The organism is Luteolibacter luteus (assembly GCF_012913485.1).
GTDB lineage: Bacteria > Verrucomicrobiota > Verrucomicrobiia > Verrucomicrobiales > Akkermansiaceae > Haloferula > Haloferula lutea.
This window is the reverse complement of sequence record NZ_CP051774.1, coordinates 403203-428470: the sequence shown is the minus strand read 5'-3', so window position 1 is coordinate 428470 and position 25268 is coordinate 403203. Positions and strand designations below refer to the sequence as shown.

General features: G+C 61.4%; 19 protein-coding genes. 14 read left to right on the top strand and 5 right to left on the bottom strand.

Going from position 1 to position 25268, the window contains the following annotated elements; genetic code table 11:
- Positions 1–8: 8 nt before the first annotated feature.
- Positions 9–584: a hypothetical protein gene (locus HHL09_RS01645; protein WP_169452759.1), complete on the bottom strand. Its 576-nt coding sequence runs from the start codon at positions 582–584 to the stop codon at positions 9–11.
- Between the two features lie 98 nt (positions 585–682).
- Here HHL09_RS01645 and HHL09_RS01640 point away from each other — a divergent pair, with 98 nt between their 5' ends.
- The 3 genes from HHL09_RS01640 (at position 683) to acpS (ending at position 2733) form a co-directional block, all read left to right on the top strand.
- Positions 683–1498, top strand: a complete 816-nt coding sequence (locus tag HHL09_RS01640; RefSeq protein WP_169452758.1) for a nuclease-related domain-containing protein — start codon at positions 683–685, stop codon at positions 1496–1498.
- Positions 1499–1603: 105 nt separating this feature from the next.
- Positions 1604–2353 carry a pyridoxine 5'-phosphate synthase gene (locus HHL09_RS01635; RefSeq protein WP_169452757.1) on the top strand — a complete coding sequence of 250 codons (750 nt, stop codon included), beginning with the start codon at positions 1604–1606 and terminating at the stop codon, positions 2351–2353.
- Positions 2350–2733 carry a holo-ACP synthase gene (acpS, locus tag HHL09_RS01630; protein ID WP_169452756.1) on the top strand — a complete coding sequence of 128 codons (384 nt, stop codon included), beginning with the start codon at positions 2350–2352 and terminating at the stop codon, positions 2731–2733. The genes HHL09_RS01635 and acpS overlap by 4 nt, the downstream gene beginning before the upstream one ends.
- On the opposite strand, the gene HHL09_RS01625 is transcribed toward acpS, so the two are convergent.
- Positions 2730–3122: a hypothetical protein gene (locus HHL09_RS01625; protein WP_169452755.1), complete on the bottom strand. Its 393-nt coding sequence runs from the start codon at positions 3120–3122 to the stop codon at positions 2730–2732. The two genes, acpS and HHL09_RS01625, sit on opposite strands and share 4 nt — an antisense overlap.
- Before the next feature lie 586 nt (positions 3123–3708).
- On the opposite strand from HHL09_RS01625, the gene HHL09_RS01620 reads away from it, so the two are divergent.
- The 7 genes from HHL09_RS01620 (at position 3709) to HHL09_RS01590 (ending at position 11054) form a co-directional block, all read left to right on the top strand.
- Positions 3709–4443 carry an HAD-IIB family hydrolase gene (locus HHL09_RS01620; RefSeq protein WP_169452754.1) on the top strand — a complete coding sequence of 245 codons (735 nt, stop codon included), beginning with the start codon at positions 3709–3711 and terminating at the stop codon, positions 4441–4443.
- A 26-nt stretch (positions 4444–4469) separates the two neighbouring features.
- A complete protein-coding gene (locus tag HHL09_RS01615) occupies positions 4470–5735 on the top strand; it encodes a glycosyltransferase (protein WP_205760958.1) in 1266 nt (421 codons plus the stop codon).
- Positions 5736–5742: 7 nt separating this feature from the next.
- Entirely contained in the window at positions 5743–7056 is a 1314-nt protein-coding gene (locus tag HHL09_RS01610; protein WP_169452441.1) for an amylo-alpha-1,6-glucosidase, read from the top strand.
- Positions 7046–8872: a chloride channel protein gene (locus HHL09_RS01605; protein ID WP_169452752.1), complete on the top strand. Its 1827-nt coding sequence runs from the start codon at positions 7046–7048 to the stop codon at positions 8870–8872. Before HHL09_RS01610 ends, HHL09_RS01605 begins: the two co-directional genes overlap by 11 nt.
- An 80-nt stretch (positions 8873–8952) precedes the next feature.
- Positions 8953–9486 (top strand): hypothetical protein, encoded by a 534-nt coding sequence (locus tag HHL09_RS01600; protein WP_169452751.1) that lies wholly within the window; start codon positions 8953–8955, stop codon positions 9484–9486.
- 57 nt (positions 9487–9543) lie between these two features.
- Positions 9544–10476 carry a carboxylesterase family protein gene (locus HHL09_RS01595; RefSeq protein ID WP_169452750.1) on the top strand — a complete coding sequence of 311 codons (933 nt, stop codon included), beginning with the start codon at positions 9544–9546 and terminating at the stop codon, positions 10474–10476.
- 56 nt (positions 10477–10532) lie between these two features.
- Positions 10533–11054, top strand: coding sequence for a GNAT family N-acetyltransferase (locus HHL09_RS01590; RefSeq protein WP_169452749.1), 522 nt, complete (start codon positions 10533–10535; stop codon positions 11052–11054).
- A gap of 12 nt (positions 11055–11066) precedes the next feature.
- On the opposite strand, the gene HHL09_RS01585 is transcribed toward HHL09_RS01590, so the two are convergent.
- Together HHL09_RS01585 and HHL09_RS01580 are read right to left on the bottom strand one after the other, a co-directional pair.
- Complete coding sequence (locus HHL09_RS01585) at positions 11067–12230, bottom strand: low temperature requirement protein A (protein WP_169452748.1); 1164 nt, start codon at positions 12228–12230, stop codon at positions 11067–11069.
- A complete protein-coding gene (locus tag HHL09_RS01580) occupies positions 12230–12607 on the bottom strand; it encodes a DoxX family protein (RefSeq protein ID WP_169452747.1) in 378 nt (125 codons plus the stop codon). Before HHL09_RS01580 ends, HHL09_RS01585 begins: the two co-directional genes overlap by 1 nt.
- A gap of 198 nt (positions 12608–12805) precedes the next feature.
- Here HHL09_RS01580 and HHL09_RS01575 point away from each other — a divergent pair, with 198 nt between their 5' ends.
- On the top strand, positions 12806–16309 hold the full coding sequence (locus HHL09_RS01575; protein ID WP_169452746.1) for a Calx-beta domain-containing protein: 3504 nt from the start codon (positions 12806–12808) through the stop codon (positions 16307–16309).
- A 15-nt stretch (positions 16310–16324) separates the two neighbouring features.
- On the opposite strand, the gene HHL09_RS01570 is transcribed toward HHL09_RS01575, so the two are convergent.
- Positions 16325–19858: a PQQ-dependent sugar dehydrogenase gene (locus HHL09_RS01570; protein ID WP_169452745.1), complete on the bottom strand. Its 3534-nt coding sequence runs from the start codon at positions 19856–19858 to the stop codon at positions 16325–16327.
- Between the two features lie 460 nt (positions 19859–20318).
- On the opposite strand from HHL09_RS01570, the gene HHL09_RS01565 reads away from it, so the two are divergent.
- The 3 genes from HHL09_RS01565 to HHL09_RS01555 all read left to right on the top strand — a co-directional run bounded on the left by HHL09_RS01565 (position 20319) and on the right by HHL09_RS01555 (position 25166).
- Complete coding sequence (locus tag HHL09_RS01565) at positions 20319–21326, top strand: AEC family transporter (protein WP_169452744.1); 1008 nt, start codon at positions 20319–20321, stop codon at positions 21324–21326.
- Between the two features lie 64 nt (positions 21327–21390).
- Entirely contained in the window at positions 21391–22209 is an 819-nt protein-coding gene (locus HHL09_RS01560) for an IclR family transcriptional regulator (protein ID WP_169452743.1), read from the top strand.
- A complete protein-coding gene (locus HHL09_RS01555) occupies positions 22206–25166 on the top strand; it encodes a PSD1 and planctomycete cytochrome C domain-containing protein (protein WP_169452742.1) in 2961 nt (986 codons plus the stop codon). The genes HHL09_RS01560 and HHL09_RS01555 overlap by 4 nt, the downstream gene beginning before the upstream one ends.
- Positions 25167–25268: the final 102 nt, after the last annotated feature.

Below are 25268 nucleotides of genomic sequence, written 5' to 3'. Positions count from 1 at the left end.
CGGCTTGGCTACTTCACGGGCTCCAGCTTCCCGTCCTTCTTCACACGATAGATTCCCGGAACTTGTAACCCCTTCGCCGGGCCTCCGCCGACACCGGGGTTGAAGTCTTTGAGGATGGAAGACTTCGGCGTGAGGATTCCGTTGATCTCCTCGACGGTGATTGCCGAGGGGAAGAGGATGTAGCCGGTATCGTTCCATTGGCCCCACTGGTTGGCTTTCTTATCCCACTTGCGGGATGTCTCGAAGGTGATGGTAGCGAGGTAGCGCCTCTGGATGCCGTTTGCTTGGTCTGCTTGGGAAACCGCTTGGGAGGTGACTTTCCCGATCCCCAGCTTCTTCCATTCGAGGTGCAGGCCTTGTGGCGTGTAGATCGAACTGGCTGTGCCATCGGCGCGGAAGTTCACGGAGCGGCCCAGGAACTTCGTGGACTCCTCCATCACCCTTCGCTGCTCATTGGCGGGAAGGGGGGTGAAGGTGGCGATGGCGTTTTTGACTCCCTGCTCGAGCATCTTTTGTCCTTGGCCGGAGGACTGCGCGGAAGCGGGCAGGGGGAGAATCGCGAGAAGGAGGGATACGCGGATCATGGTGGAATGTTAGGGGGTGAAGGTGATTCGCCAAGCCTGATTATATCACACGCTATCACGTTATGGGTAGCCTGAGGGTAATTGCGTAGTTTCATGCAGTGCTCATCCTCATCGCCATTGCCGTTTCTATTGCCATCGGGCTGTTCGTCAGCCTCTTGGGCATGGTGGTGGCCTTGCAGCCAAGGCGCTCCAAGGGGGCGAAGGGCGAGCGGATCGTGGCCGGCCGGCTGAAGGACTTGAACGAGCAGTTTTATCGCAGCTTTCACGATCTCTATCTGCCGCGGCCAGACGGAAGCGGAACCACACAGATCGATCATGTGGTCGTTTCGCGCTTCGGCATCTTTGTGATCGAGACGAAGTATTACAACGGATGGATCTTCGGAAGCAGCCGTCAGAAGATGTGGACGCAATCGATCTACGGCCGGAACACCCAGTTTCCGAATCCGCTCCCTCAGAATCACCTGCATGTGCTGGCGGTGGCGAAGTTCCTCGGCTTGCCGGAGCGGAACGTCCATTCGCTGGTCTTCTTCGTGGATGGCGATTTCCGGACCGAGATGCCGGAGAATGTGATCGGGAGTGATTTGTGCGGCTGGATCGGCCTGCGTCGGCACGTGCTTCTGAGCGATGAGGCGGTCTATACGGCTTTCATGAAGCTGGAGGATCTGGATCGCATGACCGATCGCAAGACGACCCGGGCGATTCACCTCAAGGAGCTGAAGGCACGGCGTGGGAAGCCCGTGGTTGGTGAAACGGAAGCGGATGAGCCGCAAGTGCCTGCGGCTTCTCCGGGTAGCGTGCCTCCGCCTCTGCCGGATTCACCGTGGAATGCGCCGAACGCGCGATCTGCCGTACCGGAATCCCTGGCGATCTCCGCAGTCGTCCCGCCGGTGCAGCGCGTGGCGGAATCTTTCTGAATCAACTGCCAGACACGCATGCGACGCGGAATGACTCCGGGCACGGAATGACCGCGCGGAGATTTTTTAGGTGCAGCCCTCCGGCCCCGGCGGTATGGCGGGGACATGCTTCTGGGCGTTAATATCGACCACGTGGCGACCTTGCGGCAGGCGCGCTATGCCTTGCTGCCGGATTCGCCGAACGCGGAACCTTCACCGCTTGATGCCGCGCACGATGCGCGCTTGGGCGGCGCGGATTCGATCACGATCCACGTGCGGGCGGACCGCCGCCACATGCAGGACCGGGATGCCTATGAGGTGCGGAAGCATTGCGGCCTGCCGATCAATCTTGAGATGGGTGTTACCCAGGAGATGACGGCGCTGGCGCTGGACCTGCGTCCGGACTTTGCGTGTCTGGTGCCGGAGACCCGCGAGGAAGTGACCACGGAAGGCGGCCTCGATGTCGCCGGTCGCATCGAGGAGGTGAAGGCATGCGTGGCCAAGCTGCAGGAGCATGGAATCCGCGTGTCCCTTTTCATCGATCCGGATTTGCATCAGATCGAAGCCGCTGCCGCCGTCGGTGCGGAGATGGTGGAGCTTCACACCGGTTGCTTCGCGAATGCGGTGGATGGCCAGCTGGAACATGAGATCGCCCGGTTGATCGAGGCTGCGAAGGCAGGTCATGCCGCGGGGATCCAGGTGAATGCGGGTCACGGCATCAACTACAAGAATCTCCATCGGCTCTTCGTCGTGCCGCACTTGGCCGAGTTGAACATCGGTCACAGCATCGTCTCCCGCGCGATGCGTGTCGGCTTCACGGCTGCGGTGGCGGAGATGAAGGGCCTCATGGCTGCTTACCCTGAGCCCGAGGAATGAAGATCTTCGGCATCGGCATCGACGTGGTGGAAGTGGAACGCATCGGCTCCTCGATGGCGGAGTTCGGCGAGCGCTTCGCCACGCGGATCTTTACCGAGAGCGAGCGTGCCTATTGCGAGGCGCAGCGACGTCCTGAGATCCATTATGCCGCCCGCTTTGCCGCGAAGGAAGCGATCGCCAAGGCCTTCGGCACCGGCATCGGGAAGGAACTCGGCTGGCTGGACATGGAGATCATCCGGAAGGAGAGCGGTGAGCCTGCCCTGGTGCTCACGGGCTCCGGGAAGGCCTATGCGGAGGCGATGGGCATCGCCGAGGTGAAGATCAGCTTGAGCCACGCGCATCACTACGCTGCGGCGAATGCGGTGGCCCTGGGCATTTAGGGGATAAAGCTATCGGCCGGAAGAAAGTGGATGCTCCGGAAGGGGTGTTTTCCCGAGAGCTCGCGGAAGACCCGAAGTGCGGTTTCCGTGACCTCTTCCACCGGCATCAGCTTGGCCTTGCGAGGATCGACGAGCACCCCGATGGAGACGCAGCCATGCTCTGCGGCGAGGTGGAGCGCGCGCTCGAAGGCTTGTTCCGCGAACCGAGCGGATCCGGGATGACTCCGCTCCTCCAGCACACACCATATCGGCAGCGGACGCGCGCTGGCGTAACCGGTGGCCGCATCGCCCGCCTCCCCGATCCTGCCGCCTGCGCCCGGCAGCAAGCGGCCTTTCGCCGCAATCGTGAGGATCACGTCGGGCCATTGCTGCCGGGGGGGGGGTGCCAACAACGAAATATCGGAGGATGTAGCAGGGGGGATTGGAGCGAGTTCAGCCATTCTTGATGGGGTAATAAGCGGTGATCCTGAAAATATGCCCGTGAAGCGTGTCTGGTTCTTCCAAGCAGGGGCAAGGCCAAATCCGCCACAATGGCTGACTGGCGAGTGAGGTCGGCTAACAAAGTGTTGGTTTCCAGCCGTCGCGACCGGCGAGTTGCGTTACAAAATGCGCTTTAGGTATGGATTCATCGAGAAGACGATTTGCTTTATTTATGCTCCGGAAATTTTGTAACGCCGGATACATCGCAGATAGATCGATTATAATGGGTCATGGGGCCGCCGGTGAAGCAGGGCAGGGGTTTTTGTTTTTCAGGGATTTGCGCTTCGGTTTGTGAGGTGAAGGGAAGGCGGATCGCGGATTCTGTTAGAGTTAGGTTACAACTATGAATCGAGTGCGGAGGCTGGGCCGCTCGGCAACTTTCACTGGCCCGGTCCTGCACGCGGCCTATCCTTGTGGCCCTTCGCCGCCGGTAGGTGCCCTGATTTTCATTCGGGGGGACGATTACGTTCCGCGAATTCACGCGGAACGCGCCCCATGGAAGAAACACGAAGCAGACAATGGTTGTTAGTAAGTGATCTGGACGGGACCCTCACCGGCCATGACGGGGGAGTGAGCTCCCTTTCGGAGCTGGGAGTTCGGGTCGCTCTGGTTTTGAATTCGAGCCGACCCCGTGCCAGCGTTCTGCGCACGCTGGCACTCCTGCCCACCGGACTGAAGATCGACGGCCTGATCACGGCCATGGGCACGGAAGTCATGGTGGACGGTGTGGACCGGAACGATTGGACGGAAAAGTTCAGGGGGTGGGATCGCAGGCCGGTCGATGCATTCATGGAGAGCGTCGGGATGCTCCCGCACCGGCCCGAACATCAGGGCGTGTACAAGGCCAGCTATCATGTGCCCGCGGAACGCTGGCAGGAGTTCCGGAGACGCGTCCTCGATCTTGTTCCCGCAAGCGTGGTGGTGACTTCCGGTGAGAGTGACTTCGATGTGTTGCCTGCTGCCGCGGGCAAGGACAAGGCGACGGCCTGGGTGGCGCGCTTGATGGGATTTGACCCCTCGCGTGTGATCGTCGCCGGAGACTCCGGGAACGATGTGGACATGTTCAATGCCGCACGCATGGCAATCGCCGTCTCGAATTCACGGCACGAGCTGATCGATCGCGTGAATCCCGCGAAGACTTACTTTGCTTCCCAGCCCAGCGCCTTGGGCGTGATCGAGGGTCTGCGCCACTGGGGTGCGCTGCCGGATGGAAAGGAGGAAGCGCGATGAAACGGGAAACGAAACCTTCGATCCTCATGCTTTCGATCCATGGCTACGTGGCGGCGGAGCCTGAGCTCGGCAAGCCGGACACCGGCGGGCAGGTGGTCTTCGTATTGGAGCTGGCGAAGCGCTTTGCGAGGCTCGGCTACAAGGTCGATCTGGTGACACGGCGTTTCGACAAGCAGCCGGAGATGGACCGCCTCAATCCGAATCTCCGTGTCTGGCGCATTCCTTTCGGCGGGAAGGGCTTCATCCGCAAGGAGGATATGCATGGTCTGCTGCGGGACTTCGTGACGAATTTCATGGCGGAGGCGAAACACCGCGGGCTGCGCTATGATGTGGTGAGTTCCCACTATTGGGACGCCGGTTGGGCGGGCCAGCGGATCGCGGAAGAACTGAGGATTCCCCACGTCCACACGCCGCATTCCCTCGGCACGTGGAAGAGCAGGGACATGAAGGGGTCGCGTGAAGAGGTAGAGCGGATCTACCGCTTTACGGAGCGCATCGAGAAAGAGTTTCTCGTCTATCGGAATTGCGATCATGTCATCGCGACCACCGAGCAGCAGTGCGAGCTGCTGGAAGCGGACTACGGCATCCCCCGTAGCCATATCACCCTCATCCCGCCAGGGATCGACGAACAGCGCTTCACCCCGGTGATGCCATCCCGTTTGCAAGAGATCCGGGAGCGCCTGGACTTCGGTGCCCACGATGTCTATTGCGTGGGACGGGCTGCGACCAACAAGGGGATCGACCTGTTGATCGCCTCGCTGCCGTCCTTGCGGGCTCTCGTGCCGGATGCCCGGCTCAAGCTGGCGATCGGAGCCGACTCGGAGAGGGACCGTGAACGTGTCGAGCAGTGGCAAGGGCTTTCGCGCGAACTCGGTGTCGCAGACGCCGTGCAATGGATCGGCTACGTGCCGGATGAGGAGATGGCGGACTACTATCGTGCTGCCGGAGTCTTTGCGCTGTCCTCGCGCTACGAGCCCTTCGGCATGACCGCGATCGAGGCGATGGCTTGCGGGACACCCACGGTGGTGACCACGCACGGCGGGCTTCACGAAGCGGTGGATTTCGGCACCCACGCCCTGTTCGCCGATCCGAAGGAGCCGGGTGAATTTGCGGCACTGCTGGCGATGCCGATGCGTCATGAGCGCCTGCATGAACGGCTCTCCGTGGAGGGGGCGCGCTTCTCCCGCCGCCAGTTCGGCTGGACCGGCATCGCCCGCCGAACGCTTGCCGTCTTTGATCGCTATCGAGGGATCTACGAGGTGCCGGACGAATTCCCCGAAGTCATTCCCTGATCCCCCTATGGAAGCGAGCAAGACATCGAAGATCCTGTTTCGTCCGGAGGAATACCGGGCCTTGAGCGAGGAGGAGCGCCGCTTGCTGGCCGATGGCTATCTCCGCGCGATCGAGGTCGTGCGGAAGAACGTGACGCCAGCCGGCTTCAGTGCGTGCTCGCTGGCGGACAACACCGTCTATGGGACCGATGCCAACTACCGCTCCGTCTGGGCGCGGGATGGAGCGTTGACCGCACTATGGACCATCGATCTTGAGGACGAGGACATCCGCCAGGCGCAGATTGCCACCTTTGATACCCTGCTGGACAACCAAGGGCCGAATGGCCAGATCCCCGCGAACGTCCACATCGAAACCGGCGTGCCGGAATACGCGGGCGTCGGCGGCATTGCGAGCATCGACAGCGTGATGTGGGTCATTGTGGGAATCGTCCACCTTTGTGAGGCTCGTGAAGACTGGAGCCTGGCGGAGCGCCACGCCGGACGCCTCCAAAAAGCGATGGACTGGCTGGCGGCGCACGACTCCAACAACTGCGGGCTATTGGAGATCCCCGAGGCCAGTGATTGGGCGGATCTCTTTGGCTTCAGCTACCACGTGCTCTATGACGAGGTGCTTTGGTACCGCAGCTTGGATTGCTATTCGAGGCTCCTCGACCGGCTCGGTGAAAACGAAAAGGCGGAGGGTTATCGCCAGCAGACACTGCGAGTCAGGAAGAAGTTCATGGCCACTTTCTGGCCCAGCACGCACACGGAAGAAGGAGCCATGCTGCACAGCTTTACCGATGCCCAATATTCGCTCGGCGATGCGCGTTACCTCGTGGCTCAGGTTTCCCCGTTCAGCTTTAGCTGGCGCTGCGATGTTTGTGGCAACTTGCTAGCCTTCCTCACGGGACTTCTCGACAAGGAGCGTGCGATGATGGCGTTCCGCTTCCTATGGGGATCCGGGGTCAACGATCCCTTTCCGGTGAAGAACCTCTATCCACCCGTGCAAGCCGGTGATCCCGAGTGGCGCTCTTACTATGCGGTGAACCTGCTGAACCTGCCGAATCACTATCACAATGGCGGCCTCTGGCCCTTCGTCGGATCGATGTGGGTGCGCTTCATCCATCGCCTTGGACTTCCGGATCTTGCCCAGCGTGAACTGGTGAAGCTGGCAAAGCTTTGCCAGCAAGGGATGTCTTTCCCTTGGGAATTCAATGAGTGGCACCATGGAATGACGGGACGCCCGATGGGGAAAGCCTACCAAGCTTGGAGCGCTGCCGGCTTTATCCGTGCCTGCCACGATCTGGAGGCGGTTCCTTCCGAAATTTCCCATGCCATCTAGCCCCATTGCCGCAGGCCTTCCTGTCAACGAGGGAGCGCGGACCACCGCGGCCGATTGGCTGCGGATGCGCTTCAGTGATGGGCAGCGCTTCCTGATGCTGTGCCTCGCCGCGGGAGCCGCCTGTGGTCTGGCCGCGGTGGCATTTCATCTGGCGATCCACGGGCTTTTTGAATCGCTGTGGCACTTCGCCCGCAGCATGGGGACGCCAGGCTTTTGTACGGTGCTGCTCGCGGCTCCTGCTCTGGCCGGCTTGCTGGTGGGACTTGCCGTCCGCTTTGTATCTTCCGAAGCATCGGGCAGCGGGATCCCAGAGACCAAGGCCGCCTACTACAACCATGGTGGAAAGGTATCCACCCGGGCAGGCATTTGCCGCTTCGTGCTCGGGGCACTCTATGTGGGCTTAGGGAACAGCCTCGGGCGTGAAGGTCCGACGGTGCACCTGAGTGCCGCGATTTCCTCCCGCATCGGGCGATGGGCCTTCCGCGATCCTGCCCGGGTGCAGGCGATGCTGCCGGTGGGAGTGGCGGCAGGCATTGCCGCGGCCTTCAATGCACCGCTCTCCGCCTTGACCTTCGTGTTCGAGGAGCTGCTCGACAATTTCTCAATGAAGGCGTTAGGCGGGATGGTGGTGGCCGTAGTGGTCGCCGCCGCGATCTCGCGCGGGATTCTCGGCGAAGAGCCGATTCTGCCCGCGAAGATTTTTCAGGACTTCAAGACTGCACCTTGGATGCTGGTGGCTCTGCCGCTCGGGCTGCTCGCGGGATCATCAGGTCATCTCTTCGCGAGTAGCGTGCTCAAGTTGCGAAGCTGGTTCGCGCTGCGTCCTTTCGGATGTTCGTGGATCAATCCTGCCGTGGGCGGGCTTGCGTGCGGGGCGCTTGCGCTGGCTGCTTACTTCCTCACCTTGCAGGCCGGTGATCCGCGCAGCTCCGTTTTCAGCATCGGCTATGATAGCTTGCAGGCCGCCTTCGAGTTCAAACTGGGTGCGGGAGTCCTCGTCATCTTGCTAGTCTTCAAATTTCTCGCGGTAGTGGTTGCCTATTCGAGCGGTGGTTCGGGGGGGCTATTCTCGCCGACGCTCTTCCTCGGCGGCATGCTGGGAGGGCTGATCGGGTTGCTTCTGACCTCGGTGGTGCATCCGGGAAACTGGCTGCCACTTTTTCCGGAGGATGCCCGGGTCATCGGAGGCTGCGTGCTGCTCGGCATGGGGGCATTCTTCGCCGCCGTGATCCGCTGCCCGATCACCTCTTTGCTGATCATCTTCGAGATGACGGGGAATTACTCGCTGATCCTGCCGCTGATGGCGGGGAACATGCTTGCCTGGCAGATCGCGCGAAAGCTCCAGCCGGTGGGCATCTATGATGCCTTGCTCCTGCAGGATGGCGTGAACCTGCGGAGGCTGCCTGCTTATCGCGGCTCGCAGGACTACAGCAAGCTGCCGGTCCAAGCCATCATGACCTATGATGTCTTTCCGCTTTTTTCCAGCGAGCCCCCTGTAGCGGCACTCCACCGGGCGGTGGCGGCTGGCTGCGAATATCGGGCCTATCCGGTGTTGGGGATGGATGGACAGCTAGCCGGGGTGGTGACCCGGGCCGAACTGGAGCGGCATCGCGAAGCGCCGGATGTCGCCGCTCTGATCGGTGGTCGGGAGCTATTCACGCTGCCGACGGACCTGTCGATCCGTAGTGCCGCCCAGAAGATGATCGAGGCGAATCTCTCCCATGTGCCCGTGGTTTCCACCGCGCAGCCGGGGAAGCTGATCGGATGGCTCACGATGAATGACATCATGCGGCAGATGAGCGCGATGAGCGGATAGGGCGGGCGAGCGAGCGCATTCCACACTCCCCGCGATTTTCCATGTGCAGGATCGGCGCGGATTTTTCATGATGCGCCGAGATGAAAGTTTCGCGTGTGTGCTGCCAGGGCTGTGGTGCCGATTTGCAGATCGATGAATCGGTCCGCTTCGCCACCTGCAACTACTGCCATGCGAAACTGGAAATCGTCCATGATACCAGCGTCACGCACACGCGGCTGATGGAGAAGATCGAGCAGACCACCTGTCGCATGGCCGGGAATCTGCGGGTGATCGAACTGCAGAACGATCTCGAGCGGCTCGATCGCGAGTGGGCCGTCCGTCGGGAGAGCTTCATGCAGACTTCGAAGAACGGGCATCGCTACATCCCGAGTACGGTGGGTAGCGTGATCTCCGGTATCGTCTTCAGCATCATCGGAGTGATGATTTTAGGATCTGTTTCTCAGATGGCGAGATCAGGCATGTTCGGCTTGGTCGGTCTTATCGCGATCGGGCTCGGGATTTGGAGCGCGGTTTCGGGCTACATGAAGGCCAGTAGCTACCAGAGCGCGGTAGCAGACTACGAGGCGGCTCGCAGGGAGCTTTCCGAACGTATCGATGGCTCCCGCGAAGGCTGAGCGTGGTGCCGCGATGCGGTATTGCGCGGGTGTCAGGACGCAGGATGATGCTAGGCGATGAAAGCCCTCCTGTTCGCGATTTCTTTAGGCCTTGCCGCCTTGTCACCGCTTTCGAATGCCGCCGAGGCGCGGGAGTGGAAGACCTCCGATGGCGGGAAGACGATCGTCGCGGAATACGTGAGCTCGAAGGACGGCAAGGTGACCATCCGCCGCAAGAGCGACCAGAAGATCTTCACCATCGCGCTGGATACGCTTTCGGCAGAGGATCGCGATTGGGTGGCGAAGCAAGCCGAAGGGGAGGCTGCGCAGGCGGCAAAGGCGGACAAGGACAATCCCTTTTCCAAGCTGCTCACCGGTGAGTGGCTGCGGACCGAGGGCCACGGGCTTTCCTATCGCCTCTATGGGGCGCGGAAGCTGCGTGGCGCGGATGAAAAAGGCTATCCGCTGGTGATTTATCTGCACGGCCGCAATGGTGATGTGATGACGCCCGATGAGCCGGGCGACGCCCGTTCATTTTCCCAAGAGGACAACTATCGGAAGCGGCCCTGTTTCATCATCGCGCCGCAGTGCACGAAGGAGGGGTCGTGGGATGGCGAGAACAGCGCCGCGGTACTGGAGATTATCGATGATCTCGTGAAGAACCTCGCGGTCGACAAGAAGCGGATCTACCTGACCGGATACTCGATGGGCGGCTATGGCACTTTCCATCTCCTCGGCGAGGAGCCCAAGCTTTTTGCCGCCGGGGTGCCGATCGCCGGGGGCGGGGACCCGAACAAGGCGGAGATCTATAAAAAGGTGCCGATCTGGGTCTTCCACGGAGCGAAGGATGAGACGGTGAAGCCAGAGCAAAGCCAGCGGATGGTGGAGGCGCTGAAGAAGGAGAAAAGTGACGTGAAATACACCGAATACGAGGACGGCGATCACGGCATCGCCGGCCGGGTCTATGCGGATGTCAAATTGCACGAGTGGCTTTTCGAGCAGCACCGCTGAATTCCCCCGGAAGTGGGAGTTTACATCGCGCATAAAATCCGGCAAAGATCGGGAATATGCCGGAGACCTCGCCATATCTGGTTCGAAAGGCGTCGGACTGCGATGCGGCTCGTATCGCTGAGATCCAGGTGAAGACCTGGCAGGCGGCCTACCGTGGCCTGATGCCGGATGCGTTTCTCGATGGTCTTGATCCCTTGGAGAGGGCCTTGGTGTGGAAGCGCATCGTGGCCGGTCCGGACGGGGTGGTCTTCCTTGCCCAGAAGGATGCCCACGTGGTCGGCTTTTGTGATGTCCTGCCTTCCAGGGATACTGCCGCGCCGCCGGAGATTGCGGAGATCGCGGCAATCTATGTCGAGCCCTGCGCATGGGGCAGTGGGGCGGGGAGGAGTCTGATCAGCGCTGCCATTGACCACGCGCGGGATCATGGATTCGTGATGATCACCTTGTGGGTGCTCGCCACGAATGAGCGGGCGAAGCGCTTCTATGCTGCCGCCGGCTTCGAGCCCGATGGAGCGGAGAAGACCAAGGAACGCCCCGGTTTCACGCTGCACGAGTTGCGGTATCGGCGCGAGGTCTGAGGAAGGCTCTCGCTACTCCTCGCGCAGGCAGTGCGCGAATCTCTCCCATGCCGCGACGCCGCAAAGAACCAGCGTGGAGAGACTCGTGAGGACCCATGGCTCCAGATGCGATGCCGCCGGAACCAGGAGCCCTAGGACCGCGATGGCGGTGAGGTGGGAAAACGGTGCCTTTCCGGAGATCGCCCGCTTGAAGACGAGGCTCCCTAACAGATACAGCGCGGCACTCCCCAGCACTGCGATGGCGGTCTGCAGCGAGGAGTGGCCCGTGGGGTGAGCCAGTACGAACTCATCTCCCACCGCGGTGAGAATGATCGCGGCTACCAGAAAGAGATGCAGGTAGGTGTAGGCCAGCCGGGCCAGGTGGCCGGGATTCTCCGCGGAAGAAATCACCTTCGTCCCGAAGTCGGACGCGGTGTCGAAGTAGAGCCACCACATCGTGATGCTGCCGATCACCGATGCGGCGAAGGCGGCGATTACCGGGCCGCTCCATGCCAAGCCGCTGAAAGTCGCTCCGGTCACGAGGATCGACTCGCCCAAGGCGATGATGATGAAAAGTCCGCAGCGTTCCGCCAGATGGTGTCCGGAGACATCCCATTCCTTTGCGGAAGCCCTGCCCAGGCCGGGGGTGGCAAACCCCATCGAGGGTGAAATGTATTCGATGCCCAGTGCCAACGCCCACCAGCCCATCCTCGCGGTAGGCTCGGCCAGGCCACCTATGATCCAGAACACCGCAGCCGTGCTCATCCAAGCGAGGATCCGCTGGAAATTGAGGACCTGCGTTGGATGCCCCTTCACCGCCCAGAGGAAGAAGAGGCTCCGGCCCACCTGAAGAGAGACATGGGCCGCGGCGAAAACGAGCCCGCGTTCGGCAAAGGCACCCGGCAGAGATGCGGAGAGCACCAGTCCCAGCACCATCATCACCAGGATCGCGATCCGCACGGGCAGCTTTTCGGGATCCAGCCAATTGGTCACCCATGCGGTGAAGATCCACACCCACCAGACCGCCAGCAGCAGCATCAGGGTCTGTAGTCCGCCCAGTGGCGAGAAATGACCGATGAGCGCGTGGGAGAGCTGCGTGACCGCAAAGACAAAGACAAGATCGAAGAAAAGCTCGACGAAGGAGACCTTGTCGGCCTCATGTCCCTTCTTGGTCCTCAGCAGGTCGCGTTCCGCCATCACGAGCGCGATTCTCTCGCCTGGGTGGCATCAATCCAAGAGAGAAGCAGCAGCCCGCCGATCGCGGAGACGTTTTTCAGGAAATGCAGCAACTGGCCGTGCTGTTCGAGGCCACCGTATCTCCAAAAGGGATGGGCCACGAAGGCATCCACCGCGAGGAAGACCGCCATCAACAAGGAAATCCGCGCTACCTGAAAGCCGAACATGATCGCAAGGCCGGCGGCCAGCTCGAAGCTGGCGAAGAGGATGCCTGGCACCGTCGCCGCCCCCCGGTCGATCAGAACTCCCGCAGCTCCCAACAAGCGTTCGATACCGAGGCCGACAAACACACTGGCGATGAGAATTCGGGCGACGACATAGAGGATCCGCGGATTCATGGAGGAGGGAGAAACGTGGGCGCGGGGTGGGACACTAAGTTGAGCCTAGTTGGAATACGTAGGGAAGCCAAGCATGTTGTCGCTATCTTCCCCGCGATCCCCGGCCACTGTAGGAGTCATCCCAATGTGAAGATTTTGTGGGGAAATGATTCCATGTTGTGCTGCGGTTTTTACCTGCTAGATAAGCAGCACTTCTCCATGCCCCATCCGCTCCTCCCGACCGCTTTTCTCGCGCTTCTGCTCGCTCCCGCCCAGGTCGTCACCGCCGCGGCCCCGTCGCTGCCACGGGAAGCGTTGCCCTCGCGCCCTCTCCCTCCGGAGTTCACCAATCAATACTCGGGCCTGGTTACGGGGGATCTCTGCCTGATCAAGGCCACGCCCGTGGATCCTTATCAGGCCGCGACCATCGCCAAGTGCTACCGCTGGAACAACAACCTGCAGGATTGGCAGCAAGCGCCGAATCATCTGCCTTTCGCCATCTGGCCGCTGAGCTGCGAGAACGGGATGTTGGAATTCCAAGTGCCCGTCCAAGGAGGGATGCCGACCCGGACGATCGTGGATGCGCAGAGCGGTGCCGTGCTGTGGTCGGATCTCCATGCTTTGAACTTCGCGGTCTCCGGGGACTTCTATGTGGGGTTCGCAACCGGCGAGATCCAGGTGCATCCCCGGCTCGGTGATCCCTTCACGATCCCTGTGCAGGCTTCGCCGTATGCCCACGACTCGAAGATCAACGGCAGCGAGCTTGCCTGGGTGACTCACTCGAATGGCCAGGACACGGTAATCTGGCGAAACCTTACTACCGGTCAAACCGGCACCTGGACCTATGCAGGGGGCTTCACGAAAATCGCCGCCGTCTGTAATGGAAAGGTACTGGTGTATGGAAACAATGCCGGACCCTTGCTGCTGCTTCCGGGGCAGGCAGCGGGAATCCCGGTGACATTGCCGCCCGCCTACACGCCGGGCATGAATCCCTTGCGGGGTGCCTTGGATTCGAACGGTGGCATCCTCACCTCCAGCCCGGAAGGCGCTTGGATCCGCGGTAGCTTCTATGGGGAAGGTCAGGGGAATTCTCCCATCGCCCTTCACTTCAATCTCATGGACTCCGAAACGGTGACCTGCGATCGCGTGGCTACCGGTGCGGAAATCCATGGTCTGGATCAGTCGCAGCTTTTCGTTTCAACGACATGGGGCGGAGCTCCAAGCGTGGTGGACGGTGCAACGACTGCCTCGCCCGTGGTGAAGCTCGGCGAGGGCAGGGGAAGCGAAGTCTCCGGCCTTGTCGAAGTGCCGGTACGGCTGGATCGCCCTGCAACGGAGCAGGTCCGCGTGCGCGTGCGGACCCGCAGCGGTGGCTCCGCGGGAAGCTCCGATTATTTCGCGAAAGATGAACAGGTCGTCATCAATCCGGGAGAGGTCGAGGCGAAGTTCGTGATCACCCTGCAGGGTGACTTGGTCGCAGAGCGGCATGAGACGATCTCCGTGGAAGCTGTCGAAGCTACGGGAGCCATCGTAGTTCCGAGTTCTTCCAGCTATGCCGTGATCGAGGCCAGCGGCGTGACCCGCAGCTATGTGCCGGAGCCACCCCTGTTCGTGAGCTGGCCGGTGATGGAGCCGACCGATCTGATCGGGGGGGACGGCTTGCGCTATCGCATCGTGAATTCCTGGGCTGCGACTCCTCAGCTGGAGGTCAGTGAACCGGCCACCGGCGCGGTTCTGGAAACGATCCTGATGACGGGCCTACGCCCCGGCACCGGCTCCAGCCGGGATCCTTTCCTGAAGGCGACTCCGGAAGGCGTCCGCTACCACTTCCTGGAATACTATCACCAGCAAGCATGGGATTTCAGCGGTATCCGCAGCACCCCGGGCGTGGCGATAAAGGTAAATCCTCCGGCGGAAGGCGGGCTTTCCGGGCACCTCGAATTCAATCTGATGGAGCCTTCGAACGCCGGGGTGGACCTCACCTGGAAGTGGTCGGTTTTCAATAAACCCGATGGCTGGCCTGGAAGTCGCCTCGATCCTTCCTTCGAGCCAAGCGGGTCGATCACGGTCCCCGCCGATGGCAGCATGGTTGCGAAGTCCGTTTGGCTCCGCAGCTATGACATCACCGACCGCGTCATGCCGCTCCGCTTGGAGATTTCACAGGGAGCCCAGCTGATCGAGATCGATGCCGTGAATCCCACGCCGGGAACTTTCGCTCCGAAGGCGGGCTCGGTCCTGGTCGGAGATCCCTCCGTGGACTCATCCCTGAGTGCCGGAGCATTGAAGATCATCGGGGACAAACTCTACGTGGGAAGCCCGGGTGAAGAGGACTCCGAAGGCCGCCGCCGCGGTTGTGTGGAGGTCTTCAACGCGGCCACGGGTGCTCACCTGCAAACCATCTGGCCGCCTGCCACCCTCACGCACAACGGCTTCGGAAATAGCATCGATGGCGACGGCAAGGATCTCTTCATCACCGCGTTGGAGTATCCCAATCTGCCGAAGACCACACCGAAGATCCTCGCGAAGTATCGCACCATCTTCGTCTACTCGCAGGCGACCGGCCAGCTCCGCACCACGCTGAGATCCACCTACGCGGGCTTCGGTGATATGATCCGTTTCTCCGACGACTACCTCGCGGTTTGCTCGCGCAGCAGCTTCGATCCCACGATCAAGGGCTCGAACGTTCCTGGCGCAGTGCAGCTCTACCGCCGCTCCGACTACAAGCAGGCGGGGGTGTTGAAGATGGTGGGGAACAACGTCGGCACCTCCATGGAGATCTCTGGAGACACGCTTTACGTCGGCTACCCCGGCATGACCCACCTCTATCGCTACCCCGGCGGCAGAGGAAAAGATCTCTGGGAATATGTGGGTGGGGTGTATGCCTTCAAGATGTTGCCCAACCTCAAGAAGGCGCAGCTTCTCACCAGCCCCACCGGTCTCAAGCCGAGCGGTGGCTTCGGCCTCTACATGAACCTGGAGCCGGGAGGAGACCTGCTGGTCTCCGAAGGCGACAAGACGCACCGCATCGATCCCAGCGGCCAGCGGCCTCCGATCATCGAGTCCATGCCAGGAGATTTCTTCCCGCTGATGGGTTTTTCCGAAGCCGATGGCGTGAGGATGACCTCCAGCCCCAGCCTGCATGATGTGGCGACCCGCTCGCCCTTGGTGGAGCTGGATACCTACTCGGGTGGCATCGTCGGTGCCGGCGCGGTCTTCGTCGACCGGATCGGCACCGCGTCCGGTCTGGCACGGGTGCCGCTGCAGCATTGCGGGAATTTTGATCTCTGGGTACGCTTTGGTGGTGCTGCTTCGACCGGTGTTGCGGATCCTTCCAGCGATGGTAACGGCAATGGCTCGCCGGACATCGAGGATTACATCATCGCCCAGGTCGGTGCCTTGCCGACGGTCGAGATGGCCGAGGATTCCTTCTCCTACAACCATCCGCGCTTGAAGCAGGTCAAGCTGAAGGCCAGCGGTGAACTGCCGCCGGATGCCACCATGCTGGTGGAATACCGCCACGGCGACCAGCCATGGAAGCTCTGTGCGGTGAAACGCGGCGGGGGCAAGCTGCGCACCTCCGAAGGAAAGGTGGAGGGAGCGGATGGCTGGACACCACCCCTGACACCGATCTTCGCCTTGGATCATCTCGAATTCCGCACCAGCTTCATGCATTCGCAATCCACGGCTCTCGCCCAGGATGAATTCCGCGTGCTGATGAATTGATTGTCCGGAGGGCGGCTACGGCTGCTCTCCCTTCGCGATGACACTCCGGAAATCGGCGGGATCGTCATAGCTTCCAAAGCCCGCCCTTCCCACGGGATAGCTCGTGTCCGTCGCGGTCATTACCGGGGTGCTCAGATTGTCGCAATAAACCGAGATCGCTCCGGTCGCCTGATGCAGGACCCGGAGGCTCTGCCAATTCGAAGTCAGCTTCCCGGCAACGGTCGCGGGCGATTGGATGTTCGTCGTGCTATCCCCGGCCACCTTGACGATCGCGCTTCCGCTCGATGCGGAATTCACCAGCGCGTAGTAGAAGTGTGCCTCATCGACATAGCCGAAGATCAGCACCACATCGCGCTGGGGAGTGGAGGACGAGCGCTTGCTTTTCGATTCCACCGTCAGCGTCAGGTTCCGCCAATCTCCCGGTAGCAAGGCATAGCCACCGGGCCGCGCCACCATGCCGCTCACCTGCGCTGCCGGCGTGGTGAGCGTCAGCAGTCCGTCCGTCTGTTGCCAGCTACTGGAGGAAAGCAGCGAGAGCCCGCGGGGCAAGGTGGTGCCCGGGAAATCCGTGGACCACTCCGCGGCATGGAAATCCCGCCGGGAGAGCTCCGCCGCCTGGAAGAAGCGCCGCGGATGTACGATAGGCACCGTAAGTTCCCGCCAGGAAGAATCTCCCTCAACGACCGGGCCCAGCGGCGTCCACGACTTCATGTCATCCGACTCCTGCATCTGGAAGGCGCGGTTGTAGGTCGTCGGGTGTGCCAGCGTCACCCCGCCGTCCGCTTTCTCCAGCACGGTCTCCGTCCACACCGGGGCGAGGGGATCCGCAAGATTCGCGCCCTCGTAGGCGTGGATGTCATCGAGATCGATCGCCTTGTTGCCAAAGGACCCGCCATTCGCCGCGATATTCAGGAAATGGGTGAGCGGCAGCTCTGCCTGGCGGCGGAAGTGCAGCGTGTCGCCAAGCTGCACCTGCTCCGTGAAAGCGCCGCCCTGGATATACGCCTGCCAAGTCTGGCCGCCTGAAGCCACACCTCCGTTGTAGGCCACCAGCCACACGTTGTACCAGATGTCCGGTTCCAGCAGCGGAGCCGCCGCGCCATCCACGGTGGGAACCACGAAGTCCTCGATGCCTGCCGGACCGTCGTAGAGATTCATTTCCCCATCCGCGATGCGGAGCTGCGGGGAAAAGTCATCCTCCGTATAGAGCGCGGTGTTGGAGGGATCCGTGCTGCTGGCGCCGAAGCTCTGCTTCAGATCCGTCCCTTGCAGCCGCATGCGGTAGAAGATCGTCAAGGTCTTGCTCACCTGGGTCAGGAAGGGCAGCCGCTTCGCCGCGACCGCCTTCGGATTCGCGGTCGAGGAAGAAGATGCCGCATGCCGGAAGAAGCGGTTGCCCGAAGGCTCGCTCAGGATCTGCGAGGCTTGCGCTGTCCGGTTCGGGAGGTCCCACGAATCAAGCGGCGCCTCGCCCTCGAAACGATCCACCAGCTTCCAATCCGTTGCGACCGGTTCGCTCAGGTTGTTGTGGCCAGGATCCACATGCAGGTCGTCGAAATAGATCTCGGTGCCCGGTGCCAGGCGCCAGAAAAAGGTCTTCAGCGCCGAGCTTGTCCCGCTGCGAAAGCCCACACCGCTTTTCACCAGGGTCGGCACGCCATAGCTGCCCCCCTTCACATAGAGGTCGAAGCTATCGTTCCCGGTCCCGCCGGCGTTGTTGACGTGCAGCCACGCGGAATACCACACGCCGGGCTCTGCCTCGAAGCCGGGAACGTAGCTCCCGGCATCCCTTACTTCCACTTGTCCCGCATCACTGCCGGTCGAGCGCATCTCCACCTTGAAATGCGAGGAGGTGTTTGGGTCCGCCTGCTCGCTCAGGCCCCATGAATGCTCATGATTCTGGTCCGGCAGAAAGAAGCGAAAGTAAACCGTCCCGCGGCCCTTGTCCGGGATGTTCGGGATTGCCACATGGGCATTCACCATCGTGCTGCCTGCCGAGTGCAGGCGCAGCACGCGGTTCACCGGTCCTTGCACCGGATCGTTCACCGCCTGCACCGAAGTGCCGGTGACCGAAGGCGCGACCTTTCCGATCGTGCCATCCTCAAAGCTTCCGAGCGCCTGCCAGGTACCTTCATCGCCCTCCGGTGGTGTGGTCCCGGACTCGGCATCCGGTGCCACCTTGTAGATCTTCCCGTTTTGTTTCGAGAGCACATAGAGCTCGCCGTCATTGTCCTGGCCGAGGCGCAAGTCCGCACGGCTGGCACCCAGGATCGTGAGGAAATGGGCGGCCACGCCATTCGCTTTCACCCCGAGGAATTTCGGCGGAGCCGGCGTGTCCCCGGTGCCGGTATGCGCGGCCGGGTTCATGCCCGCCTCATCGATGGCGAAGAGATCGCCGCTCACGATGTCTCCGCAGACATAGCGGCCTCTCAGAGCGGGAATCTCAGTTCCGCGATACACGAAGCCTCCGGCGATCGCCGCGCGGCCCTCTCCGTGGTCATACTGGGTCACCGGATAGCTTGCGCCACTGGCATCGGCATCGGGCAGCGGATAGACATGCGTCTTGTCCGCCACGTCGAAAAGGTAGGCGCCCTCGCGTGCGGGCCAGCCGTAAAAGCCTCCCTTCACCACAAGCTCCACCTCCTCGATCATGCTTTCGCCGATGTTCCCGCAGAACATCTTTCCGCTGCCACCCCGGTCCCAAGAGATGCGGTGCGGATTCCGGAAGCCGTAGGCATAGATCTCCCTCACCACCGCCCAGCCATCGCCGGGAGTGGGATCCTCCGCCGCGGCAAAGGGATTGCTACGGGGAATGTAGTATTTCCCGTTGCCGGAAAGCGTGAAGTCCTCCGCCTTTTGCCCGCTTGCGAGGATCGGGGTGATCCGATGGATGCAGCCGAGCGGCGAATCGATCCTTCCGATGTTCTCCGGCCGGTCCAGCACCACCGAGCCTCCATCGCCCAGGCAGATGAAAAGGCAGCCGTAGTTTTCATCCCCGGGCTGGGCGGTCGGATCGAATTCGACCTCCTGGATGTCGTGGAAATTGTAGGGGAAGCCGATCCGCAGGATCTCGCGCTTCGTGTAGCGGGTGCCCAGAGCGTTCGCGGCGGGATCGCTCATCGTCCACTCCGTCACGATCCCCAGCTGGGACAGGTCGGGGGTGATCGGCGCGATCAAGTCCGGCGCAGACCCGGTCGCGGTCTCGCTGTGGGAAGTGTAGAGTTTCCCGTAGCCCGGTTTTCCGGCCTGCCGGAATTCCGGATGGAAAGCGAAGGATGCGAAACCGGTGCCGAGTCCCGGCGTGTGGATGAAATTCGGAAAGATCCCTCCAAGATCGAGGAATTCGGTGGCCGAGCCGGAGTCCTTGCTTTCCGCCACCCAGAGCTTCCCGCGCAGGTCATTGCAAAAGAGACGGGAGTCATCCGGGCAGGGCTTCAGGTGATTGATCCGGGCCTTCGGCGCGCTGCTGCTGCTTGGACTGATGGTTAGCCATGGCTGCAACTCCACGCTCAAGCCGGAGGGCAAGGGCGAGGGCTGGGGATTGGTCATGGCCCCCGTGGCAGCGGAGGCAATAGGGGACAAAACCGGGAGGAGATATCCAGCGAGACGGAAGATCTGGTGTTTGGTCCCTCGGATAACGAGGGGTATCGAGAAAAACACGGGACACTATTTTCACCCCGTTTCCATTCCGGCAAGTTGAATGGTCTAACACTTAGAATAATAGATAGAGAGGGCGTTTCTTTTGGGTTTTGTTTCTCGGGTGAATGGAATACTCTGATTGTTAGTTTGATCTCACGGATTTGATGCTGCGGTGGAATTCCTTTTAATAACGGCGATGGCGGATGTTAGCTCCAATTTTCCTGATTATTTTTATCTTTGGTTTTTCGCGATTATCCCGGAAATAGCGAGGTGGATTAAATAAGTGGATATGCGGTTTTTCGAATTTGCCTCCCGTAATCCCGATTTTCGCGTGTAATTCATAAAACGCTGGGCCCCTCCCTGATCTGGCTTGTCCGCTCCGGCCCCCGCGGAAATGCTGCGCCGCGTGGATGCATCGAAGGCGGTTCTGGCGGCGGTCGTGCCCGTCTATTTGCTGATTTTAGCGGGGGCCCTGCTTCGGAAAATCGGGGTGATGCGCCAGGATCAGGATGATCCGATCTTCCGCCTCGTTTACAATGTTCTCTACCCCTGCCTGATCCTCGACAAGATCATGGGAGCTCCCAGCGTCCGGGATCCCTCTTCGGTCCTTTGGGGCATCGGGATGGGATTCCTGCTTACCGTGATCAGCTTCGGCGGGGCCTGGCTGGCCGCTGGAGCGCTGAATTTCCAGAAGGGGAATGGCAAGCGGACCTTCGCGATCTCCGCAGGGGTCCAGAATTTCGGCTACACCGCCATTCCGGTCGTCCAGCAGCTGTGGGCAGGCTCGGTCGCGATTCTCTTCGTCCACAATCTCGGGGTGGAACTGGCGATCTGGTCGGTGGGGGTGATGATCATTTCCGGGGACAAGCAGATCCCGTGGCGGAAGCTCGTGAATGGCCCGGTGGTCTCCGTGCTGCTGGGCCTGCTACTGGTCGGCACCGGGGCGGACCACTTTCTCAAGCCGGCCGCTGAGGGAGGCAGCATGCTGGGCGGCGGCATCCGACAGACCATGGCTTGGCTCGGAGCAGGGGCTTTCCCGATCGCCATCCTGGTGACCGGCTGCATCATGATCGATATGGTTGGCCATGAGCGGCCCACCGTGCGGGTGGTTTTGGGCGGCTGTGTGGTCCGTTTGGCGGTCTTGCCGATGTTCCTGCTCGCCGCCGCGAAGTATCTCCCGGCGCCTCTTGAACTGAAACAAGTGCTTGTCGTGCAAGCTGCCATGCCTGCCGCCATGAGCCCCATCTTGCTGGCGAAGATTTATGGGGGGCGCCCCGGCGTTGCGGTACAGATCGTTTTGGCCAGCACCGTGGTCAGTTTGTTCACCTTACCCTTCGTGATCGTGTGGGGTAGCAAGTGGGTCGGGTTGACATCATAAACGCGTTAGATTCTTGAAAGGAGGGGGGGATTTCCTTTGTATCGAGCGGCGCACGCCGTTTCATATGACAAACGAATCTGACTGGGAAAACACCTCGGATAATCCGAGGGCTCGATACATCGTCCCGAACCTCGACCGTGCCTTGGTCATGCTGGAGTTGCTCAGCTCCCGCCCCGAGGGAATCAATGTGAGTGACCTGGGCGTGGAACTGAAGATCCCGAAGAATAGTGCTTTCCGCATCGCAGTGACGCTGGAAAACCGGGGCTTCCTCGAAAAGGTGGAGAACACCAAACGCTATCGCCTCACGCCGCGTCTGCTCGTGCTTGGTGCCATGTCCGTCACCGACGCGAACCTCTTCGAGAAATCGATCGATGTCATGCGCCGCCTGCGCGATGCCACCGGCGAGACCGCACTGCTCGGAACCTTTGCCGATGACGAAGGCGTGGTGCTCGACCAAGCGCTCGGTACCCATCATTTCAAATTCGCGGTCGATCCCGGCACGCGTTTCTGCCTGCACACCGCAGCCCCGGGGAAGGCGATGCTCGCCGGCCTGCCGGAGAAGGAGCGCGCCGAGCGCGTGGCCCGTCTGAAGCTGCCACGCTTCACGCCGAACACGATCACCTCCCACGAGGACTTCCTGAACCACCTGAAGGAAGTCGCCGCCCGCGGCTATGGCTTCGACCTGGCCGAGGAAATGGAAGGCCAGACCTGCATCGGCGCCGCCATCCGCGGTGCTACCGGCAGCGTCATTGCCGCTCTTTGGATCACGGCTCCTTCATCGCGCATCCCTGATAGCCAGCTCGATGCCTTTGGCGCGATGGTGAAGGCGCATGCGGATGAAATTTCGGGACGCTTCGGAGCCGTTCTTTCTCAGACTGCATGATGCAGAGGTGGGTCATTGGTCTCGGTCTTTTCGGTTCCGCGGCATTATCGCATGCCGCGGATAGCGAGGGCGTGGAGTTCTTCCGCAAGGAGGTGAAGCCGATTCTCGAAGAGAATTGCTTCAAGTGTCACGGCGGCTTGGATGAGAAAGGTCATCCGAAGGTCCGCAGCGGACTCCAGCTCATCAGCCGGAAGGGACTCATGAAGGGCGGGAGTCATGGCCCCGCCTTCAACGAGGCCGATCACACCAAGAGCATGCTGCTGGAGGTGATCTCGTATCAGAACGAGGACCTCCAGATGCCGCCACGCGGCAAGCTGGCAGACGATCAAATCGCCAAGATCACGAAGTGGCTGGAGATGGGGGCGCCCTGGACGCCCGAGGATGCCGACGTGCTGGTGGAGGTCCACGATCCGATGGCCGGTGTCACGGAGGTCAACGAGAAGACGAAGTCCCATTGGTCCTACAAGGCCATGGAGCGCCACGAGCCGCCGAAGGTCTCCGATCCCGCATGGGCGGAGAACCCGGTGGATGCCTTCATCCTCGCGAAGTTGGATGAGAAGGGCCTCAAGCCCGCGGGCGAAGCCTCGCGCGCGGCGCTGCTACGACGTCTCTCGTACGATCTCACCGGCCTCCCGCCATCGCTCGATGAGATCCGCGCCTTCGAGGCGGATACCTCGCCGGACGCCTGGAGCAAGCAGGTGGACCGCCTGCTTGCCTCGCCGAGCTACGGGGAGAAGTGGGCACGCCACTGGCTGGACGTCGTCCGCTATGCGGAGTCGAACGGCTTCGAGCGCGACAACGACAAGCCCTTCGTCTGGCGCTACCGCGACTACGTCATCCGTAGTTTCAATCAGGACAAGCCGTACAATCGTTTCGTGGCCGAGCAGATCGCCGGTGATGAATTGCCGGAGAAGACGGCGGACTCGCAGATTGCCACCGGCATGCTGCGGCTCATGGCTTGGGATGATGATCCGGCGGATCGCAAGCAGCACTTCTTCGACGTGATGGACGACAATGTCCGCACGGTGACAGAGGGCTTCCTCGCGATGACCGCGGGCTGCGCGCGTTGCCACGATCACAAGGGCGACCCGATCCCGCAGTCGGACTACTACAAGTTCGTCTCCTTCTTCCGCGGCACCGAACCCATGGGCCGCGGTGGCAAGCAAACCGAATACGTCCCGACAAATGAACACGCGGAGGAACGGGCGAAGACCCTGGCAAAGAATGCCGAGGAGGAAGTCCGCATCCGCGAGTGGCTGAAGAACGCCGAGGCCAATGCCTTGGACAATCTGCGCCGTACCAAGCCGGAGCTCGCGCAGAAGGTGAACAATGTGGGGAATGCCAACCGTTGGTTGGTCACGGACGCCCGCAGCAAGCCGACGACCTGGTTCTACACCACGGGTGCCCCGGCGGAGGATTGGTTTACGGTGGGCTTCCGCGCCGAACTGGCACGCTGGCAGCAGGGGGACGCCCCTTTCGGCACGGCAGTGCCCGGCCTGCAGGCCCGCACGCCATGGACCAGCCAGGATATCTGGCTCCAGACGAGCTTCGGACTCGATGTCATCCCGACCAATGTCGTGCTGCACCTCGCGCACGATGAAGACGTCGAGATCTACCTGAATGGCCAGCCCGTGCTGAACCGCGAGAAATATACCGTCGAATACGAGCGCATTCCCGCGCCCAAGGCTTTCCTCGCCGCGCTGCAGACCGGTCGGAATGTGATCTCCGTGCATGTGAAGCAGCACGAAGGCGGACAGTTCTTCGACCTTGGCGTGGAGGTGGATGCTCTCACTCCGGCCGATGTGGTCCTGCGCACGGATCTGCGTGCGGCCAGCCGCCGGGATCGGGAGACTTACCGTCGTGGCGTGACTCGCTTGGATGAGATCTCCCAATACAAGGCCTCGCCCGGAGTCGAGGTGATGGCCATCACGGAAGGAAGTCCGACTCCGCCGCCGACCCATATCCTGCTCCGCGGCAGCGCGCATGCGGAGGGTGATGAAGTGAAGCCGGGCTTCCCGGCGATCTGGGGCGGGGCAGATGCCGCCATCCCGGAGCCGGTCGCAGATGCCAAGACCAGCGGTCGTCGCCTTGCCTTGGCGAAGTGGATGACCAGTCCGGACAATCCGCGGACCTCGCGAGTGATGGTGAACCGCATCTGGCAGCACCATTTTGGCCGCGGCCTCAGCCCGACTCCGAATGACTTCGGTTATCTCGGCATGGCTCCGACTCATCCGGAGTTGCTCGATTGGCTCGCCACCGAATTCATCGCGAAGGGCTGGAGCGTGAAGGCGATGCATCGCCTGATCCTGAACTCGAAGGCCTATCGCATGTCGATCGCCTCCGAGCCGAAGGCCGCTGCGGCAGACCCGGGCAATGATTTCTTCTGGCGCTTCAACCCGCGCCGCCTGACGGCCGAGGAGCTGCGCGATTCGATCCTAGCCAGCACCGGCGAACTGAATCTGGAAATGGGCGGCCCGAGTGTCTACGTGCCAATGCCGGAGGAAGTGCTCGCGACGTCCTCCACCAAGGGCGGCAAGTGGGGCAAGAGCCCGCCGGATCAGGCGAACCGCCGCAGCATCTATGTGAAGGTGAAGCGCTCGCTGCTGCATCCGCTGTTCACCGACTTCGACCTGGCGGATACCGACACCACCTGTCCGGTGCGCTTCACCACGACGGTGCCGACGCAGGCGCTCGCGATGATGAACAGCGAGTTCATTCACGATGAGGCCACGACCCTCGCCTCCCGCCTGAAGCGTGAGGCGCCGGATAACCTGCAGCTTCAGGTGCGCCGCGCTTTCCAACTCGTTCTTTCCCGCGAGCCGGACGAATCCGAAATCGCGCTCTCGCTCGCCTTCATCAATCGCTTGAAGACCGAGAGCAATCTCAGCCCGGAGCTTGCGCTGCAGCGCTTCTGCGTGGGCGTCTTCAGCTTCAACGAATTTTTCTATCTGGATTGAGACAAAAGACCGGAAGACGTCAGGCCTGAGACTGGAGTTTTCCTGCCCGAACCGCCGATCACTCTTCGTCTCCTGTCTTCCGTCTGACGCCTTCAAATCTTC